Origin of the sequence: Streptomyces sp. NPDC001513 (assembly GCF_042894695.1) — a bacterium.
In the GTDB taxonomy this organism is placed as follows: domain Bacteria; phylum Actinomycetota; class Actinomycetes; order Streptomycetales; family Streptomycetaceae; genus Streptomyces.
On record NZ_JBIAVU010000008.1, the window covers coordinates 451749 to 464336 of the forward strand.

At 73.6% G+C, this 12588-nt stretch carries 10 protein-coding genes and 1 pseudogene; 3 read left to right on the plus strand and 8 right to left on the minus strand.

Features of this window, described 5'->3' with window-relative positions:
• Positions 1 to 447 precede the first annotated feature (447 nt).
• Positions 448 to 720: pseudogene (locus ACFYZ4_RS20585) on the plus strand (C40 family peptidase); the annotation flags it as partial.
• 179 nt (positions 721 to 899) lie between these two features.
• Here ACFYZ4_RS20585 and ACFYZ4_RS20590 read toward each other — a convergent pair.
• The 5 genes from ACFYZ4_RS20590 to ACFYZ4_RS20610 are packed head-to-tail and all read right to left on the minus strand — an operon-like array spanning position 900 to position 6718.
• Entirely contained in the window at positions 900 to 2246 is a 1347-nt protein-coding gene (locus tag ACFYZ4_RS20590; RefSeq protein WP_390784507.1) for a styrene monooxygenase/indole monooxygenase family protein, read from the minus strand.
• Positions 2247 to 2306: 60 nt separating this feature from the next.
• Positions 2307 to 2936, minus strand: a complete 630-nt coding sequence (locus ACFYZ4_RS20595; RefSeq protein ID WP_351292390.1) for an ATP/GTP-binding protein — start codon at positions 2934 to 2936, stop codon at positions 2307 to 2309.
• The gene (locus ACFYZ4_RS20600) at positions 2917 to 3306 is read right to left on the minus strand and encodes a DUF742 domain-containing protein (RefSeq protein ID WP_351292392.1); all 390 of its coding nucleotides are present in this window, start codon (positions 3304 to 3306) and stop codon (positions 2917 to 2919) included. Before ACFYZ4_RS20600 ends, ACFYZ4_RS20595 begins: the two co-directional genes overlap by 20 nt.
• Complete coding sequence (locus tag ACFYZ4_RS20605; protein ID WP_351292394.1) at positions 3303 to 3794, minus strand: roadblock/LC7 domain-containing protein; 492 nt, start codon at positions 3792 to 3794, stop codon at positions 3303 to 3305. Before ACFYZ4_RS20605 ends, ACFYZ4_RS20600 begins: the two co-directional genes overlap by 4 nt.
• The gene (locus ACFYZ4_RS20610; RefSeq protein ID WP_390784508.1) at positions 3791 to 6718 is read right to left on the minus strand and encodes a nitrate- and nitrite sensing domain-containing protein; all 2928 of its coding nucleotides are present in this window, start codon (positions 6716 to 6718) and stop codon (positions 3791 to 3793) included. Before ACFYZ4_RS20610 ends, ACFYZ4_RS20605 begins: the two co-directional genes overlap by 4 nt.
• A gap of 408 nt (positions 6719 to 7126) precedes the next feature.
• Between ACFYZ4_RS20610 and ACFYZ4_RS20615 the strand changes: the two genes are divergently transcribed.
• Positions 7127 to 7900 carry a hypothetical protein gene (locus tag ACFYZ4_RS20615; protein ID WP_390784509.1) on the plus strand — a complete coding sequence of 258 codons (774 nt, stop codon included), beginning with the start codon at positions 7127 to 7129 and terminating at the stop codon, positions 7898 to 7900.
• A gap of 28 nt (positions 7901 to 7928) precedes the next feature.
• Here ACFYZ4_RS20615 and ACFYZ4_RS20620 read toward each other — a convergent pair whose 3' ends face one another.
• Together ACFYZ4_RS20620 and lon are read right to left on the minus strand one after the other, a co-directional pair.
• The gene (locus tag ACFYZ4_RS20620) at positions 7929 to 8369 is read right to left on the minus strand and encodes a MarR family winged helix-turn-helix transcriptional regulator (protein ID WP_234323486.1); all 441 of its coding nucleotides are present in this window, start codon (positions 8367 to 8369) and stop codon (positions 7929 to 7931) included.
• A 162-nt stretch (positions 8370 to 8531) separates the two neighbouring features.
• Positions 8532 to 10928, minus strand: coding sequence for an endopeptidase La (gene lon, locus ACFYZ4_RS20625; protein WP_390784510.1), 2397 nt, complete (start codon positions 10926 to 10928; stop codon positions 8532 to 8534).
• A gap of 147 nt (positions 10929 to 11075) precedes the next feature.
• Between lon and ACFYZ4_RS20630 the strand changes: the two genes are divergently transcribed.
• Positions 11076 to 11435, plus strand: coding sequence for a hypothetical protein (locus tag ACFYZ4_RS20630; protein WP_351292402.1), 360 nt, complete (start codon positions 11076 to 11078; stop codon positions 11433 to 11435).
• Between the two features lie 138 nt (positions 11436 to 11573).
• On the opposite strand, the gene ACFYZ4_RS20635 is transcribed toward ACFYZ4_RS20630, so the two are convergent.
• Positions 11574 to 12326, minus strand: a complete 753-nt coding sequence (locus tag ACFYZ4_RS20635) for a DUF4097 domain-containing protein (RefSeq protein WP_390784511.1) — start codon at positions 12324 to 12326, stop codon at positions 11574 to 11576.
• Positions 12327 to 12588: the final 262 nt, after the last annotated feature.

Sequence of the window (12588 nt, forward strand, 5' to 3'; positions counted from 1 at the left end):
CAGCGCACCGCCGACCTCGGCCGGGCCCGTACCGACCTCGACTCCGAGAGGGCCCTGGTCGGAAAGCTGGCCCGGGAGCAGTACCAGGGCACCCGGGGCCTGTCCCCCTACGCCCGGATGCTGCTCGCCGGCACTCCCCAGGCCGCCCTGGACCAGCGCCTGCTCACCGCCCGCGAGGGCGCGCGGCGGGCCGGCGTACTGGACCGGCTCGCGCGGGGCGAGAAGAAGGCCGACGAGCTCGCCGTACGGGCCCGCAAGGCGCTGGACACCCGGCAGACCCTGGCGGCGCGGCAGAAGCTCCACAAGGACGAGGTCGCGGCGCAGCTCAAGGAGGTCGAGCGGGTGCTCGCCTCGCTGACCCCCGAGCAGCTGACCCGGCTCGGGGCGCAGGAGGACAAGAACACCGCGGCCGCGCAGCGCGATCTGCTGGACTCGGGCCGGCTCCCCATGCGTACGGGCACCCCCACGGCGGCCGGTGGCGCCGCCCTCACCTACGCGGCGGCCCAGATCGGCAAACCGTACGTCTGGGGCGCCGAGGGCCCGGGGTCCTTCGACTGCTCGGGGCTCACCTCGCAGGCCTGGGCCCACGCCGGGCGCACCATCCCGCGGACCAGCCAGGAGCAGTGGGCGCAGCTGCCGAAGGTGCCGCTGGACCAGCTCCGCCCGGGGGACCTGGTGGTCTACTTCCCGAAGGCCACGCACGTGGCCCTGTACGTGGGCGAGGGCAAGGTGATCCAGGCGCCGCGTCCGGGGGCGAAGGTGAAGGTCTCGCCCCTCGCCGCGAATCCGCTCCTCGGCGCGGTGCGCCCGGACGCCGGCGGCACCCCGCTCGCGGAGTTCACTCCCCCGGTCCTGCCGGGGGCGGACGCGACGGGCACGGCGGGGGACGACGACTCCGGCTACTCCTCGGAGGAGGCACCGGCGGCGGCGCCCGCGGCGGCATCCGCGGCGGATTCCTCCGGGGAGTCCGCCGACGATTCCTCCGAAGAGTCCGCCGAAGCGGCCGCCACCGACGAGGCGACCTCCGCCACGTAGTCCGCCGCGTCCTCGGGGTCGTAGAAGTACGTGTCGAAGTCGGCCGGGTTGTCGAAGCCGTTGGCGAATCGATCCGCCACCGGCTGGAGCTGCCCGGCCGCGCCGATCAGGTTGAGCACGTGCTCCGGCGGGACGCCCAGCATGGCGTTGGTCCACTGGGTCACCGGCTTGCCCGTCGTGAACCAGAACTTGTCGAAGGTCGCCTTCATCCACGCCTCGTCGAACGGGTTGTCCCCGTGCATCAGGATCGAGGAGAGGTACGAGGCCGCGCACTTGGCGGCGGAGTTCGAGCCCTGCCCGGTGATCGGGTCGTTGGCGACGACCACGTCCGCGACGCCCAGCACCAGCCCGCCGCCGGGCAGCCGCCCGATCGGGTTGCGGACCACCGGCGCGTAACGCCCCGCCAGCGTTCCGCCCGCGTCCGTCAGCTCCACCTTCGTCGCCCGCGCGTACTCCCACGGCACGAACTTCTCCATCAGCTCCAGCGTGAGCGCCAGGTGCTCCGCCGGGTCCTTGATCCCCTTGAACGCGTCCAGCGGGCCGCCCGGGAGGCCCTCCCAGAACAGGATGTCCGCCCGGCCCGAGGTGGTCAGGGTCGGCATCACGAACAGCTCGCCCACACCCGGGACCAGGTTGCAGCGCACGGCCTCCGTCTCCGGGTGCTCGGCGCGCGGACCAAGGCCGTGCACGTACGAGACGGCCAGCGCGCGCTGCGGGGCGTCGTAGGGGGAGCGCGCCGCGTCCCGCCCGAACATCGACACCAGCTCGCCCTTGCCGGCGGCGACCAGCACGAGGTCGTACGTACGGGAGAAGTAGTCGAGGTCGGCGACGGACGCGCCGTGGACGACCAGCTGCCCGCCGCGCTGCACGAAGGCGTCCAGCCAGCCGGCCATCTTCACGCGCTGGTCGACGGATTGCGCGTACCCCTTGAGGCGGCCCAGCCAGTCGACGGCGCGGCCGGTGTCGGGGGCGGCGACGGAGACGCCGAGGCCCTCGATCTTCGGAGCCTGCTGCTCCCAGAAGTTGATCCGGAGGTCGCGCTCGTGCCGGAGCGCCGTGTCGAACATGACTTGCGTCGACATCACCCGTCCGGTGCGGATCTCGTCCGCGGTCCGGTTGGACATGAGGGTGACCTCGTATCCCTTCGACTGGAGGCCGAGGGCGAGCTGGAGACCGGACTGGCCGGCTCCGACGACGAGTATCTTGCGCATGTCACGTTCTCGATTCGGGGGGTACGGGGCTACGGCGCACGGGCCGACCGGCCCGCGAGGCTATTCGGGAGTGGTGTCGAGGGCGTGGCCCACGAGGGCCAGCAGGGACTCGACCACGGTGTCCCGGCGCCTCGCGTCCATGATCACGACGGGCACGTGGGGCGGGACGCTGAGCGCCTCGCGCACGTCCTCGGGCTCGTACGACTGCGAGTCCTCGAAGTGGTTCACGGCGACGGCGTACGGGAGCCCGCAGGTCTCGAAGTAGTCGAGGGCCGGGAAGCAGTCGCGCAGTCGGCGGGTGTCGGCCAGCACGAGCCCGCCGATGGCCCCGCGCACCAGGTCGTCCCACATGAACCAGAACCGCTTTTGGCCCGGGGTCCCGTACACGTAGAGGACGAGGTCGTCGTCGAGGGTGACACGGCCGAAGTCCATCGCGACGGTGGTGGTGTTCTTGTCCGGGGTGCCGGACAGGTCGTCGGTGGGGACGCTGGCCTCGGTCATCACCGCCTCGGTGCGCAGCGGCGTGATCTCGGAGACGGACGAGACGAAGGTGGTCTTGCCGACGCCGAAGCCACCGGCGACCAGCACCTTGACGGCGACGGGGGCACGGGAACGGTCGTACTGCCAGGGCTGGACGGGATCGTCGTCCACGGCCGGCGGTATCGGCTGGTCAGAGACGGCGAAGACCACTGAGCACCCTTTCGAGCAGCGCGCGTTCGGGACGGCCCGCGCCGTGGCCCGTTCCGTAGACCCGGATCCGGCCCTGGTCGGCGAGGTCGCTGACCAGCACGCGGACCACGCCGAGCGGCAGTTGCAGCAGCGCGGCTATCTCGGCGATCGTGCGCATGCGGCGGCACACCTCGACGATGGCGGGCATCTCGGGCATGCGGTCGGGCTTCCGCGGCTCCGAGGCCTTGGTCTCCAGGGTGGCGACGAAGGTCTCGACGTTCAGGACCTGCGTGAAGCGGGTGCGGCCGCCCGTGAGCGAGTACGGGCGGACGCGGGCGGGGCGGCGGTCGGCGCCGCGTATCGGCAGCCGGTCGGAGGCCGTACTCCTCACGGGGTGTTCTCCATCGACTGGCGCAGCTCACTGCGGACTTCGGGGGTCAGGACGTGGCCGGCGCGGCCGACGAAAAGGGCCATGTGGTAGGCGACGACGCTCATGTCGCAGTCGGGGGTGGCGTGCACGCCCAGCAGTGAGCCGTCGCTGATGGCCATGACGAAGACGGAGCCGTGCTCCATCGCCACCATGGTCTGCTTGACGGAGCCGGTCTCCATGAGGGCGGCGGCGCCGGTGGTGAGGCTGCCGAGGCCCGACACGATGGTGGCGAGGTCGGCGGAGGCGCCGCGGGGGCCCTTCGGCCCCGCGTCGGCCTGTGGATCGCCCGCGCCGCCGCCCGCTGCGGGGTCGGAGGACAGGAGCAGCAGCCCGTCCGAGGAGACGACGGCGACGGAGTTGACGCCGGGGACCTCCTCGACCAGGTCGGTCAGCAGCCATTGCAGGTTGCGGGCCTGGGTGCTCGGTCCGTACGTACTGGGCGCGGTCATGTGCGTGCCTCCTGTGCGGTGTCCCCCTGGTCGGTCTTGCTGTGCCCCTGCCCCTGGTCCTGGTCCTGCGCGTGGTCCTGGGCGAGCTCGGCGGCGACGACGCGTCGCCCGTCCTGGGCCCCCTGGTAGAAACCGCCGAGCCGGCGCCGGAGTTCGTCGGCGTCGATCCGGCGCGGAGGCTCGGGCGGCCGTACGTCGTCCGCGCGCCCGGCGGTGACGGTGCGCGGGGTCCGCTTCGGCAGGCCCTTGTCGGTGACGGCGTCGGCGGGGTCGGCGGGGTGACTGCCCTGCCGGGGCACCCAGTTGCCTTCGGCGGGGGCGTGGGAGTGGGGGTCGGAGACGGCTTCGGGTGCCGGGTCCCCTGCCGGGTCCCCTGCGGGGGGCTCGGCGGTGAAGTCCGGCTCCGCGAAGGCATCCCCTTCCGGGGGCGCGGCGATGAAGACCTGGTCCACGGGCACGCCTGCTGCCGGGTCACCTGCGGGGAACTCGGCCGTGACGGCCGGCTCCGCGAAGGCATCCGCCGCCGGGGGCGCGGCCGTGAAGATCTGGTCCGCGGGCACGTCCCCGGCGGAGGGCTCGGCCGTGACGGCCGGCTCCGTGGGGGTGTCCGCTGCCGGGGGCTCGGTCGGGAGGGCGGGGCCTGCGAGGGCCTCGGCCAGGGTGACCGGGGCCACCGTGGTGGCGGGCACGCGGAAGGCCAGCTCCGGCTCCGCGTCGGCCGGGGCCACGGCAGTGTCGGAGGCGTCGGCTTCGGGTGCGGCCGGCAACGCGTCGGCTTCGGCGGTGGGGTCCGGGGCGGCGTGGGTGCCCCGGCGGCGGGGCGGGAGGGTGTTCTCGTTGGCCTCCGCGATCACGCCCGGGAGGCGCAGCGCGGGTGCGCCCGGCGCGGCCAGGGTGTGGACCGCCGAGACCGGCGGGGTGGCGGGCAGCAGCGCGGCCGGGACGACCACCAGGGCCTCGGTCCCGCCGTGCCGCCCGGCGCGGAGTTCCGCGGTGACCCCGTGCCGCGCCGCGAGGCGTCCGGCCACGTACAGGCCGAGGCCCAGGCCGTGTTCGGCCTCGGGCTCCTCGTCGTACGCCTCGGGCGTGGACAGCCGGGAGTTCAGCGACTCCAGCCGGTCCCCGGTGACACCGATGCCCTCGTCCACGACGGACAGCACCACGTCACCGGAGTCCAGCGTCCAGCCGGACACCTTCACCTTGACGTCCGGCGGCGAGAACGTCGTCGCGTTCTCCAGCAGCTCGGCCAGTACGTGCGACAGGTCGTCGGCGGCGTGCCCCGCGACCTGGGTGTACGAGGGCAGCGCCGCGAGGTCGACGCGCTCGTAGCGCTCGATCTCGCTGACGGCGGCCCGCATCACGTCGACCAGCGGCACCGGCAGCACCTGCCCGTGGCCGTGCTCCTGCCCGGCGAGGACCAGCAGGTTCTCGTTGTGGCGGCGCATCACGGTCGCCAGGTGGTCGAGCTTGAACAGGGTCGCGAGCCGGTCCGGGTCCTGTTCCTTGGACTCCAGCTCCTCGATGACCGCGAGCTGGCGCTCGACCAGGCCCAGGGTCCGCAGCGACAGCGAGACGGAGGTCGTCGACATGACGCGGCGGTGCTCATCCAGCCCCGCCCGCAGCTTCCCCAGCTCCTCCTCCAGCACGTCCCGGCCGGCGGTCAGCGCCTCGTTGCGGCCGATGATCCGGCGGCGGTCGGCGTCGAGTCCGGCGATCCGGGTGTGCAGGGAGACCGTCTGGTCGCGGACCGCGTTCAGGTGCCGTACGACCTCGGCGAACTCGTCGTTGCGGCCGGTGAAGCGCACCGGTTCCACCGAGCCCTCCGGCGTCGCCAGCCGCGCCGCCCCGCGCCGCAGCACGGACAGCGGCCGGGTCAGCGAGCGCGCGACGGCGGTCGAGACGCCGACGACGACGAGGAACAGCAGGCCCAGCAGGGCGACCATGGTTTCGAGCCGGGTCACGTCGTCGTCGCGCAGGGAGGCCAGGGCGGAGGCCCGCTGGCCCGCGAGGGTGGCCTCGACGGTCCGCATCCGGTCGATGCGGGCGGTGAGCGCGCTGCCGACGGCGGCCCCGTCGGTCTTGCGGTCGGCGGGGGTCAGGGTGGGCCGGTCGGTGAGCCGCTTGAGGAAGTCGTCGGCGGTCTTGACCTCGGGGCCGGTGACGGTGGCGGTGAGGGTCTGGCGCACGTCGGGCCGCGCGGCCCGCGCGAAGTCGTCCAGCGCGGCCAGTTCCCGTACGCGCGAACGCTGTGCGGCGGTGGTGAGTTCGTCGACCGCGGCCGAGCCCGGGGGCTGGTCGCCGCGGGGGACGGCCAGCGCGGCGAGCAGCAGTCCGCGGGTGGCCGAGGCCTGTTCCACGGCCTGGCCCAGCGGGGCGAGCGGGCGGGTGGTGGTGAGGGCGGCCTCGGCGCGCGGCGGCGTCTGCTCGGCGAGCCGGTCGCCCGGGGCGAGGAGTTCCGTGAGGACGCCGGTGTAGGCCTGGTGGGCGGCGAGGGCGGTGCCCTTGCCGTCGATGGCCTCGGTGCGGACGGCCGCGACGCGGGCGAGGGCCGTGCCGAGGGTCTCGTCGACCTCGGTCGCGGCTTCGGCGATCTGCCGGTCGGTGCGCAGGATGCGTTCCTGGAGGGCCCCCCTGGCGGCGCCGGGGCGGCCCTTGGCGGCGTACTCGACCACGGCGTCGCGCTCGTCGGCGAGGACGTGCGCCACGGTGAGGATCTGCCCGGTCTGCTCCGCGAGGGTGACCAGCCGCTGGGAGTCGTTCAGCTCCCTCGCGGCGGTGACGACGGCGGGTGTGCCTGCCGCGAGGACGGTGAGGCCGGCGACGGCGACGCCGACGACCAGCCTGCGGCGCACGCGGACTCGGCGTCCTGCGGGGGCCGGGCCGTCGGCGGCGGTGCCGTTCTTCCGAGACCGCTTCTTCTGCACCGGTGCTCGCAATCCTGTACGTGTGCTTGTGCTCGTCTACTCGTGTGGCCGAGGTAACGGCCGGTCAACAAGTAAACGCCCCCTGCCCCCTCGTACCGCCTCAGACCTTTGCAGCGTGTTGGGGAGAGAGCCGCACATCGCCCACCCGGCCACTCGAACGAGTGAACATCACGGATGAGTTGGCAACCAACTCGGGCACCCTGCCCCAGAGCGCCGCCATGGACAGGTGGTTGAAAGATCGATACGGCCTTTGGCAGGATGCCCGCCCACATGTCCGCCCGCGTGCCGGCGCCCCGCCCGGGCCCTTGCGGCCCGCCCCCGGAGGCCCGCGTACGGGCCCGCCCGCCCCCTTCCGTTTTGGTACGGACCTGCGCGTGCGCGGGGGCCGCCGCCCGGCAGAATGGTGGCATGCGCATCGATCTCGCCTCGGCCCCCGGCAGCGAAGAACGCCCCAATGAGGACTGGGTGTCGGCCGCGATCCCCGCCTCGGGCGGCGGCGTCCTCGTGGCCCTGGACGGGGTCACCCCGCCGAGCGGAGAGGACGGTTGCGTGCACGGGGTTCCGTGGTTCGCGGCCCGCCTCGGCGGCCGATTGACCGAACTGTCCGGATCGCGGCGGGACATGCCACTGGACCGGATCCTGGCCGAGTCGGTCCGCGCCACGGCCGACGCCCATCGCGACACGTGTGACCTTTCTCACGTGCGGACGCCGCAGGCGACGGTCGTCGTGGTCCGCTGGGACGAGGCGTACGTGGAACACCTCGTGCTCTCGGATTCCGTACTGCTCCTCCACGCGCCCGGGGGCGGGGTGACGGCGGTGCTCGACGACCGGCTGGACCGGTTGCCGCGGGAGGTGCTGCGCTCGGTGGCGGCGACGGACGCGCTGCGCAACGCGGAGGGCGGCTTCTTCACGGCCGCCGCGGACCCCGGGGTGGCGGCCAGGGCGGTGACCGGGCGCACCCCGCGCGGGCAGGTGCGGGCGGTGGCCGCACTCACGGACGGGGCGAGCCGGTGGACGGACACGTTCGGGGAGGGCGACTGGGCCGAGTGCCTGGCGGTGCTGCGCAAGGAGGGCGCGGAGGGCCTGATCGGCCGGGTCCGCGCCATCGAGTCCGACCCGTCCCGGCCGTCGGCCCGGTACAAGCGGCACGACGACGCCTCGGCGGTCTACGCGGAGCTCTGACACCCGGGCGCGGGGCGAGCGGGGGTCCCTACTCGGCGCCCGCGTTCAACTGGTTGAGCAGCCGGGCCAGTTCCGCCACCTCGCCGCGGTCCCAGTCAGCGAGCTTGCGCATGTACTGCTCGCGCCGTGCGCCCCGTACCCGCAGGAACCGCTCGCGGCCCTCCTCGGTGAGCCCGACCAGGAAGGCCCGGCCGTCGGCGGGGTCCGGCTCGCGGGCCACCAGGCCCAGGACCTCCAGGGCCCGCAGCTGCCGGCTCATGGTGGCCTTGCCGACCCCGAAGTAGGCGGCGAGCTCGGTGGCCCGCTGCCGGCCGGCCGCCTCCAGGCGTACGAGGAGTCCGTACGCGGCGGGCTCCAGCTCGGGGTGGAGCTCGCGGGCCATCTCGCCGGAGGAGGCGCGGGCGCGCCGGAGGAAGACGGACAGCTCCCGCTCCAGGGCAAGGAACTCCTGGTCTTCGCTCCCGTGCACGTCCCGCTCCTTCGATGGTGTGTGGCACCCCGGTGGGTGAGGGGCCAGTATTTCGCAGCGGGTGTGCCGACGGCCCGGGACCCCGCCGGAGCGGGGAGCCGGGCCGTGCGGCGGGCGTTCGGACGAGCACGCGGGGTACGCGGCGGGCCGTGCGGTCTTCGGTCAGGCCGCGGCGGTGACCTCCAGCTCCGCCTGCGCCAGAGCGAGCTCCAGCACCTGGCGCACGTCCGTCACCGGGTGCACCTCCAGCCCCTCCAGCACCTCCGCCGGGACATCGTCCAGGTCGGCCTCGTTCCGCTTCGGGATGATCACGGTGGTCAGCCCGGCCCGGTGCGCGGCCAGCAGCTTCTGCTTGACCCCGCCGATCGGCAGGACCCGCCCGGTGAGCGAGACCTCGCCGGTCATGGCCACGTCGGTGCGCACCTGCCGTCCGGAGAGCAGCGAGGCGAGCGCGGTCGTCATCGTGATGCCGGCGCTCGGGCCGTCCTTGGGCACGGCGCCCGCCGGGAAGTGGATGTGCACGCCCCGGTCCTTCAGGTCGGCGACCGGGAGCTCCAGTTCCGCGCCGTGCGAGCGCAGGAAGCTCAGCGCGATCTGCGCCGACTCCTTCATGACGTCGCCGAGCTGGCCGGTGAGGGTCAGGCCGGCCGCGCCCGTCTCCGGGTCGGCCAGCGAGGCCTCGACGAACAGTACGTCGCCGCCCGCGCCGGTCACCGCGAGGCCGGTGGCCACGCCGGGGACGGCCGTGCGCCGCTCGGCCGGGTCCTGGGCGGACTCCGGTACGTGGTGCGGGCGTCCGATCAGGGCTCGCAGGTCGCCTGCCCCGATGTGGAACGGCAGCTCCCGCTCCCCCAGCTCGTGCTGGGAGGCCACCTTGCGCAGCAGGCGGGCGAGGGACCGCTCCAGGGTGCGGACGCCCGCCTCGCGGGTGTACTCCCCGGCGAGCCGGCGCAGGGCGTCCTCCTCCAGGACCACCTCTTCGGCGCCGAGGCCGGCGCGCTCCAGCTGACGCGGCAGCAGGTGGTCGCGGGCGATGACGACCTTCTCGTCCTCGGTGTAGCCGTCGAGGCGGACGAGCTCCATCCGGTCGGCCAGCGCCTCCGGGATGGCCTCCAGGACGTTGGCGGTGGCCAGGAAGACGACGTCGCTGAGGTCGAGCTCGACCTCCAGGTAGTGGTCGCGGAAGGTGTGGTTCTGCGCCGGGTCCAGGACCTCCAGGAGGGCGGCCGCCGGGTCGCCGCGGTAGTCGGAGCCCACCTTGTCGATCTCGTCGAGGAGGACCACCGGGTTCATCGAACCGGCTTCCTTGATGGCCCGGACGATGCGGCCGGGCAGGGCGCCGACGTAGGTCCGGCGGTGACCGCGGACCTCGGCCTCGTCCCGTACGCCGCCGAGGGCGACGCGCACGAACTTGCGGCCCATCGCGTGGGCCACGCTCTCCCCCAGCGAGGTCTTGCCGACCCCGGGGGGCCCGACGAGCGCGAGCACGGCGCCGCCGCGCCGGCCGCCGATGACGCCCATGCCGCGCTCGGAACGCCGCTTGCGGACGGCGAGGTACTCGGTGATGCGGTCCTTCACGTCGCTCAGGCCGGCGTGCTCGGCGTCCAGCACCGCCCGGGCGCCCTGGATGTCGTACCGGTCCTCGGTGCGCTCGTTCCAGGGCAGTTCCAGCACGGTGTCCAGCCAGGTGCGGATCCAGGAGCCCTCGGGGCTCTGGTCGCTGGCCCGCTCCAGCTTCTCGACCTCCTTGAGGGCGGCCTCCCGTACCTTCTCGGGGAGGTCGGCGGCCTCGACGCGGGCCCGGTAGTCGTCGGACTCCTCGCCGTCCTTCTCCCCGTTCAGCTCGCGCAGTTCCTTGCGCACGGCCTCCAGCTGGCGCCGGAGCAGGAACTCCCGCTGCTGCTTGTCGACGCCGTCCTGGACGTCCTTGGCGATGGACTCGGCCACGTCCTGCTCGGCGAGGTGGTCGCTGAGCGCCTTGACGGCGAGCTTGAGGCGGGCGACGGGGTCGGCGGTCTCCAGCAGTTCGACCTTCTGGTCGAGGGTCAGGAACGGCGAGTACCCGGAGTTGTCCGCGAGCGCGGACACCCCCTCGATCTGCTGGACCCGGTCCACGACCTGCCAGGCGCCGCGCTTCTTGAGCCAGCTGGTGGCGAGGGCCTTGTACTCCTTGACGAGCTCGGCCACGGATCCCGGCAGCGGGTCCGGCACGTGCTCGTCCACGCTCTCGCCCTCGACCCAGAGCGCGGCCCCGGGTCCGGTGGTCCCGGCGCCGATACGGACCCGCCCGCGGCCGCGGATGAGCGCGCCGGGGTCCCCGTCGGAGAGCCGTCCCACCTGCTCGACCGTCCCGAGCACACCCGTCGCGGCGTACTTCCCGTCGATCCGCGGCACGAGCAGCACCCGGGGCTTGCCGGTGCCCGCCGCGGCCTGGGCCGCCTCCACGGCACCGCGCACCTCGGCGTCGGACAGGTCCAGCGGCACGACCATTCCGGGCAGCACGACCTCGTCGTCGAGCGGCAGCACGGGCAGAGTGAGTGTGGCGGACGTCGAAGCCATGATCTTCCCTCCGGCAGTGAAGTTGAGCTATGCCGACTCAATGCATGTGCGCCTCCCGATGTTCCCCAACCCGCGTTCGCCGGGGGCGAACAGGCCCGGTGTGATGGACTGCCACTTGTTCACCTTGATCGACAAGAGAGGGGAGACATGACTGCGAGTGCCGCACCGGCCCAAGCCGAACAGGAGCGTCGGCGAGCGCGCCGGATCGAGGCGTGGTCGATCGCGTGGATGCTGCTGGCCCTTGCGATCTGGGGATGGTTCGCCTTCCTGATGCTCGCCGACTACGGCCCCGAGTCCGGAGGCAAGGCCCTGTGCCGGGCCCCGCTCGTCGAACCCTCGTCCAAGGGCCTCGCGTGCCGTGACGAGCTGCGCCAGTGGCCCGCGCTGCTGGGCATCCTCGCGATGGCGGTCATCGTGACCGTCACCGCGGCGGCGACGATCGTGTACGCCAAGGTCCTCTCCCACCTGACCCACCGCGACGGGCCCGGTGCGGGGCCGCAGGACTGAGAAGGCCTGGGCGGCCGTCAGCCGCGGGTCATCATGCCCACGGCCGTGGGCACGGCAACGAGGCCGCCGACCGCCAGGACCCGCTCCGCGTCGCGAAGGTTCCCCCCCATGACGATGGCCAACTTTCCGCGGCGGGCGTCACACGGCGGAGATGCGGACGTCGCCCGAGGTGGTCTTCGCGGAGAGGCGGGCGGTGGCGGAGGGGTCCTCGGCCAGGCCGATGTCGCGGGCGCCGGAGGTGGTGGAGACCGCGAACCGGTACGGGGCCTGCGGGACCCTCAGCGTGACGTCGCCCGAGGAGGTCTCGGCAAGCACCGAGGAGGGGGCCGCCGTGAAGTCCACGCTGGCGTTGCCCGAGTCCGAGTGGACGTCCGCGCTCGGGCCGGACAGGCCGGCCGCGGTGATGTCGCCCGAGGAGGTACGGACCTTCAGCGGGCCCGCGATGCGCTCGGCCCGGACGTCGCCGGAGTCCGCCTCCACCTCGGCGGCGGCCACGCCGGTGACGGTGATGCGGCCGCTGCTGCTCTCCAGCCTGACCTTGGCGGAGGCCGGGACCTCCAGGCGGTAGTCGATGTAACAGCTGCCGGAGCAGCCGTTGGAGAAGGTGAGCACGCCCGCGCTGACCTGCTGGCCGGGGGTGGGGGCGGTGTCGCCGCGGTAGTGGACGGTGCGGCGGACCGTGACGCCGGGCCCCGTCCCCGGGGTGACCTCGATCGAGCCGGCCCGGGCGTCGGTGACCTCGACCGCCGCGACCGCCTCGGTGACCGTGGTGTCGGCGGTCGCCGTCTTCTTCGGTCCGTCCGAGAAGGAGCAGCCGGCCAGCAGGAATCCGGTCCCGAGGACGGCAACCGCGGTGCGGACGAGGTGGCGTGACGAGGCGTGAGAAGTCATGGACCGATCCTGACGCGCGGGCGCCGCCGGGCCGATGGTGCCGGTACCCGAACCCCGGGTGGGGTTAACCCCCGGCCCACCACTGGGCTCCCCCCAGACCCCGCTCCTCAAACGCCGGAGGGGCTGGATGGTGCGGGCGGGGCTGGATGGTGCGGCGCCGCTGGATCGTGCGGCTCAAAGATCGGGGCTCCGCCCCGGACCCCGCGCCTCAAACGCCGGCGAGGCTGAATTTGTGCGGCCGAGGCTGAATGTGTGCGGCGAA